Annotated in this window: 5 protein-coding genes, 1 tRNA gene, 1 other RNA gene and 1 pseudogene; 7 read left to right on the top strand and 1 reads right to left on the bottom strand. The window is 60.5% G+C overall.

Features of this window, described 5'->3' with window-relative positions:
* From ssrA to ACWI6D_RS09180, 4 genes and pseudogenes are all read left to right on the top strand, one after another.
* Positions 1 to 160: a transfer-messenger RNA gene (ssrA, locus tag ACWI6D_RS09195) on the top strand; the annotation flags it as partial.
* Positions 161 to 454: 294 nt separating this feature from the next.
* Positions 455 to 706: pseudogene (locus tag ACWI6D_RS09190) on the top strand (hypothetical protein); the annotation flags it as partial.
* Positions 663 to 1,331: an ATP-binding response regulator gene (locus ACWI6D_RS09185; protein WP_449134463.1), complete on the top strand. Its 669-nt coding sequence runs from the start codon at positions 663 to 665 to the stop codon at positions 1,329 to 1,331. The pseudogene ACWI6D_RS09190 and the gene ACWI6D_RS09185, both read left to right, overlap by 44 nt.
* Before the next feature lie 74 nt (positions 1,332 to 1,405).
* Complete coding sequence (locus ACWI6D_RS09180) at positions 1,406 to 3,019, top strand: L,D-transpeptidase family protein (protein WP_449134462.1); 1,614 nt, start codon at positions 1,406 to 1,408, stop codon at positions 3,017 to 3,019.
* 99 nt (positions 3,020 to 3,118) lie between these two features.
* On the opposite strand, the gene ACWI6D_RS09175 is transcribed toward ACWI6D_RS09180, so the two are convergent.
* Entirely contained in the window at positions 3,119 to 3,604 is a 486-nt protein-coding gene (locus ACWI6D_RS09175; RefSeq protein WP_449134461.1) for an aminoacyl-tRNA deacylase, read from the bottom strand.
* A gap of 107 nt (positions 3,605 to 3,711) precedes the next feature.
* On the opposite strand from ACWI6D_RS09175, the gene murI reads away from it, so the two are divergent.
* The 3 genes from murI to ACWI6D_RS09160 all read left to right on the top strand — a co-directional run bounded on the left by murI (position 3,712) and on the right by ACWI6D_RS09160 (position 5,313).
* Positions 3,712 to 4,587, top strand: a complete 876-nt coding sequence (gene murI, locus ACWI6D_RS09170) for a glutamate racemase (protein ID WP_449134460.1) — start codon at positions 3,712 to 3,714, stop codon at positions 4,585 to 4,587.
* A 21-nt stretch (positions 4,588 to 4,608) separates the two neighbouring features.
* Positions 4,609 to 5,202 carry an RdgB/HAM1 family non-canonical purine NTP pyrophosphatase gene (rdgB, locus tag ACWI6D_RS09165; RefSeq protein ID WP_449134464.1) on the top strand — a complete coding sequence of 198 codons (594 nt, stop codon included), beginning with the start codon at positions 4,609 to 4,611 and terminating at the stop codon, positions 5,200 to 5,202.
* Positions 5,203 to 5,236: 34 nt separating this feature from the next.
* A tRNA-Pro gene (locus ACWI6D_RS09160) sits at positions 5,237 to 5,313 on the top strand.
* The last annotated feature ends 66 nt before the right edge of the window (positions 5,314 to 5,379 follow it).

Below are 5,379 nucleotides of genomic sequence, written 5' to 3'. Positions count from 1 at the left end.
AGCACGTGGCCGGTATGGCTTCGATAAAGATTGAACCGACTAGAAGCCTCTACGTTTGTCCGTTGACCGCAAGGCTTCGAATCCCGACAACGGAATAAGCTTGTAGAGCCTCGGGGATTATGTAGTATGGACCGGAGTTCGATTCTCCGCGCCTCCACCAGTTTTTTCACGGCTGTCTGTTCTGTTTTCGCAGTTCAGGCGGCCTTTTTCATGTTTGATAGATATTCTACATGTGGGGTATAGCAGGGTAATTCGCGGTAAATTCCGCTATTTCGAGAAGGCATTAACGGACAAATAACGGACGAAACCGCAGGAAAACGGGGCGTTCGACGCATCCGTTAACGGATGCGGGCTGCAGGTAGATCACCGACGACATGCCGCCGGCCCGCTTTCCTCATTCGGTAACGAACAAGCCCATCCGGTTCCCTATCGATGAATCGTATGAACGCGCTGTGTGCGCCTATCTCGCGCAGCCTTTGAGCTCGCTATAATTTTGCTCTTAGGTCGTATCGGCTCTATCGGGGGAGGAGGCGTCGCATTGCTTCGTCTACGGTTTTGTGTCTTGGCGCTTTGCGCGTGTTCGTCCGCGGCCATCTCGCTGCTTGCTGGTCGCCAGCAGCGCGAGTCGGCGCCCGAACCAACCGAAACACTTACCATCGGTTATGACGAGTACCGCCCGTTTGCGTTCGTCGACGACAACGGCAACATGGCCGGTATCGACGTCGAAATCGCGCAAGAAGCGTGCCGGCGCACGCACCGTGTACGAAGGCAGCGGCACGGGCCTGTCCATCGTGAAGAAGCTCGTCGAGGCCATGGGCGGCACCATCTCCTGGACGTCGGCGAAAGGGCAGGGCACCACGTTTTGCGTGACGCTGTCGTTTGCCATCGACACGGCCTGCCGCATCGACCGCTCCGATGTCGGCAACGTGCCCGACCCGCTGCGCGGCGCCAACGTGTTGCTGGTGGAAGACAACGAGATGAACATGGAGATAGCCGAATGCCTGCTTGTTGACCTGGGCGCACGCGTGACGCGGGCGTGGGACGGGCAGGAAGCGGTCGACATCTTCGCCGCCTCAAGCACCGGCGCGTTCGATATCGTGTTCATGGATATCATGATGCCGCGCAAAAACGGCCTGGAGGCCACGCGCGCCATCCGCGCGCTTGACCGCCCAGACGCGAAAACGGTCCCTATCTGCGCCATGTCGGCAAACGCGTTCCACGACGACGTGCAGGCAAGCCTTGACGCCGGCATGATCGCGCACTTCGCGAAACCCATTGATGTCGCAAAACTGCTGCCGGCTATCGCCAAGCTCGTGGGTTTTCACGGATAAGTCGTTCTATCCGTCGCAAGAGCGCAGCAGGGTTGGTACAATAACACAAGTGCATCCTATGCAAAGAGATTGATATGAAGAACGAAAACGAAGCATCCCGCGGCCGCCACGTGGCCGCTGAAAACATCCCTCCCATTTTCCCTGATGGCAAGTCTGGTTTCGTGCCGCAGCAGCCGCGTGCTCAGCGTGGTGCCGGCGCGGCTCAGTATAGCCATCTCGGCGCCTCGGGCGTTTCTATGCCGCCTGTCGGCAACGGTCGTCCCAAGAAGAAGGTGGGGCGCGTGCTTGGCATCACGCTCGGCGTTGTCATAGCGCTGCTTGCCATCGCGTATTGCGGCGTCGCGCTGTTTTTCGGCTGCCATTTCATGCCGAACAGCGTTATCGGCAACCTTGATACCTCGCTCATGTCTTCCGCCGAGGCGAAAAGCGCGCTTACCAGCAAGGTGAACGACTACGAGCTCAGCATCAAGGGCGACGGTTTCTCGCTGACGGTGTCCGCGAAGGATGCTGGCATCGCGTTCGATGCCGACGAGGTTGTCGAAGACGCGCTGTCGCAAACGAACGAATGGCTGTGGCCCGTTGAACTCACGCGCGCGCACGATGCCACGGCGTCAATGGTCAGCAGCTATAACGATGCCGGCTTAGAGCAAGTGGTCACCCAGGCGGTCGATGCCTTCAACGCAACGGCGAAACAGCCGGTCGACGCTGCAGTTTCCTTCAATGAGAAGCTCGGCAAATTCGCGGTGTCGAAAGAGTCGGTTGGCACGGCTATCGACTCCGCTAAGGTCATCGCTGCGGCCGACGCCGCGCTTGCCGATCTTACGCCGAAGGTTACGCTTACGAATAGCGACTTGCTGCAGCCTACAGTGCTGTCAAGCGACCCGCGCCTGCAGCAGGCGGCCGACAAGGCGAACACCATGATCGGCGCCGACATCACGCTGACCATGGCGAAATCGGTGGCGGCCGAAGTGGACGCAACGCTTATCTCGCAGTGGGTCGTGCTCGACGAGAACCTTGACGCCACGCTTGACCGCGATGCCATGACGTCGTGGGTCGATGAGCTGGGTGATCAGTGCGACACGGTGGGCTCGACGCGCACGTACACGCGCGTTGATGGGAAAGTTTGCACGGTGTCGGGCGGCACGTACGGTTGGGAAATCGACCACGATGGCTTGATGGACCTGGTCACCGACGGGGTAGACAACGGCTTGGTCGAAACGGTCGAGGTGCCCTATGTGCGCAGCTGCGAAGTATACAACGGCGTAGGCGGGCGCGACTGGGGCAACCGTTACATCGATGTCGACCTTACCGAGCAGCACGCCTATATGTATGACGATTCCGGCAAAGTGGTGTGGGAAAGCGGCGTAGTCACCGGTATTCCCGACGAGAAGAAGTCCACGCCCGAAGGTGTGTACGTCATCAACCTGAAGAAAACCGACGAAACGCTGCACACGCTGCAAGACGATGGCGTTACGTACAAGGATACGGTCGTGAAGTATTGGATGCCGTTCGTGGGCAACACCGTTGGTCTGCACGATGCATGGTGGCAGCCTGATTCGGCGTTCGAAGATCCCCAGGCCTACGCCAACGGGTATGGCAGCCACGGGTGCGTGAATCTGCCAAGCGACAAGGCTGCCGAGCTGTACGACCTTGTGCAGCTCGCGGATGTGGTGGTTGTGCACCGATAGGCGCTGCGGCCTTGGCTTCTTCATATGGAAAAGCAAAGGCGGCTTCGTCCCTGCGTGGACGAAGCCGCCTTTTCGTTGCGGTCGCTTTGGCGCACGGTGCTACACCACGGTGATGTCGGCGCACTTCACGGGTACTACGCGCTGCAGCTCCGACAGCGGGGTCTCTATCTGGCATCCGATGCGCCCGCCGGAGAACATGATGCGGTCGTACAGCTCGGCCGTCTCGTCGATGAACGTGGGGAACAGCTTCTTCATGCCCACGGGGCTGCACCCGCCGTGGATATAGCCGGTCAGCGGCAGCAGTTCGCGCGACTTGATCATTGTGATGGCCTTTTCCCCGGCGGCTTGCGCGGCCTTCTTCAGGTCAAGCTCGCAGGCAACGGGAACCATGAACACGTAGTGCTGCCCCGATTTCGCCTGCGTCACCAGCGTTTTGAACACGCAATCGGGGTCTTGCCCCAGCGTGGCGGCCACTTCCATGCCGGACAGCGCCTCAGGGCACTCGAAATAGCGAACGGCGAAATCGGCGTGCGCCGCCTCCATCTCGCGCACGGCGTTGGTCTTATGCTCCTTTTCTTTCGACATGCAAAGCTCCTTTTGCCGAATGACTCGATTTTGATTCAGGTTAGCAGAAACTATGGCAGCTGGAGCGCATTCCAGACAAGTCGCGCGTATACGCTATACTGAAGCGCATGGATACCAAGGAAACATTCGATAACGCGCCTATCGGCGTGTTCGACTCCGGCTTCGGCGGGCTGACGGTGGCGCGTGAGATCGCCAAGGCGCTGCCGGACGAGTCCATCGTGTACGTGGGCGATTCGGCCCGCTGCCCGTACGGCCCGCGCAGCCTCTCTGAGGTCGACGGCTTCGTGCAGCAGATCGCAAGCTGGCTGGTTGGCCGGGGCGTGAAGCTTATCGTCATCGCCTGCAACACGGCCACGGCGGCCGGCCTTGCGCACGCGCAGCAGACGCTGCCCATCCCGGTCATCGGCGTGGTGGAGCCCGGCGCCCGCGCCGCGGCCCATGCCACGCGCAACAAGCGCGTCGGCGTCATCGCCACGAAGGCCACGGTGGAATCCGACGCCTACACGAAGGCCATTCGTCACATCGATGCCGGCATTACCGTGTTCTCCACGGCAACGCCGCGTTTCGTCGAGATCGCCGAGCAGGGCATCCGCATGGCGGAAGGCCCCATCGAGAATTACACGTCGCTTGCCTCGAAGGTCTACATCCGCCCGGCATTCCAGGAAATCGCGAAGGACTACCTTGAGCCGCTGCGCCGCTGCGAAATCGACACGCTTGTGCTCGGCTGCACGCACTTTCCGCTGCTGAAGGCCCTTATCGGCGGCGTGGTTGGCCACGATGTCACGCTCATCTCGTCGGCGAAGGAAGCTGCGCGTGACGTGTCCGAGATCCTTGGCCGCCATCACCAGCGCGCGCAGGCGGGGCGCTTGGCAACGTACGAGTTTTACACCACCGGCAACGACATCGAGGAGTTCCAAAGCTTCGGCAGCCGCGCGTTCTGCAAACCCATCGAGCGCGTCATGCACCTCGATTTGCCCGCATAGGAAGGAATAGCTTTGACTACCGTGCTTATCGCCAGCAATAACGCCCACAAGGCAACCGAGATTGCCGAGGCGCTTGATTTCCCGGGTTGGGAGTTTAAAACGCTCAAGCAGGTGGGCGTCAGCTCGGACCCGGTAGAAGATGCCGAAACGTTTCTGGGCAACGCGCGCATCAAGGCGCATGCGGCTCAACAGGCAAGCGGCGGCATGCCGGTGCTTGCCGACGACTCGGGGCTTGAGGTGGATGCGCTCGACGGTGCGCCCGGCGTGCACTCCGCGCGCTATGCGGGCGAGCCGTGTGACGACGCGGCGAACAATGCGAAGCTGCTCGATGCGCTCTCTGACGTTGCTGACGAGGCCCGTACGGCGCGTTTCGTGTGCCAGCTGGTGTTTCTGGACGAGAACGGCAACGAGGTGGATGCGCGCGGCACGGTAGAAGGCCGCATCGCACACGAGGCCCATGGCGAAAACGGATTCGGCTACGACCCGTTGTTCCTGCCCGAGGTGTTCGGGTTCGAGCGCTCGCTCGGGGAGGCGAAACCCGAGGAGAAGAATGCCGTTTCGCACCGCGGCAACGCACTTCGTGAACTTCGAGCGAAATTGTCTGGCACGTGCTAGAAGTTCTGGTATACTAAGCAAACTGTTTGGACGTCGGGACGTGGCGCAGTCTGGTAGCGCGCCTGCTTTGGGAGCAGGATGTCGCAGGTTCGAATCCTGTCGTCCCGACCAGTCGCGGGTGTGGTTCAATGGTAGAACTGAAGCCTTCCAAGCTTCTAACGCGGGTTCGATTCCCGT

The sequence above is a fragment of the Senegalimassilia sp. genome (assembly GCF_977052095.1).
This window is presented reverse-complemented; position numbering and strand designations above follow the sequence as displayed.

Coding starts and splice junctions, on each gene's coding strand:
- ACWI6D_RS09185 (WP_449134463.1), top strand. CDS start 663: ATGACGAGTACCGCCCGTTTGCGTTCGTCGACGACAACGGCAACATGG.
- ACWI6D_RS09180 (WP_449134462.1), top strand. CDS start 1,406: ATGAAGAACGAAAACGAAGCATCCCGCGGCCGCCACGTGGCCGCTGAA.
- ACWI6D_RS09175 (WP_449134461.1), bottom strand. CDS start 3,604: ATGTCGAAAGAAAAGGAGCATAAGACCAACGCCGTGCGCGAGATGGAG.
- murI (WP_449134460.1), top strand. CDS start 3,712: ATGGATACCAAGGAAACATTCGATAACGCGCCTATCGGCGTGTTCGAC.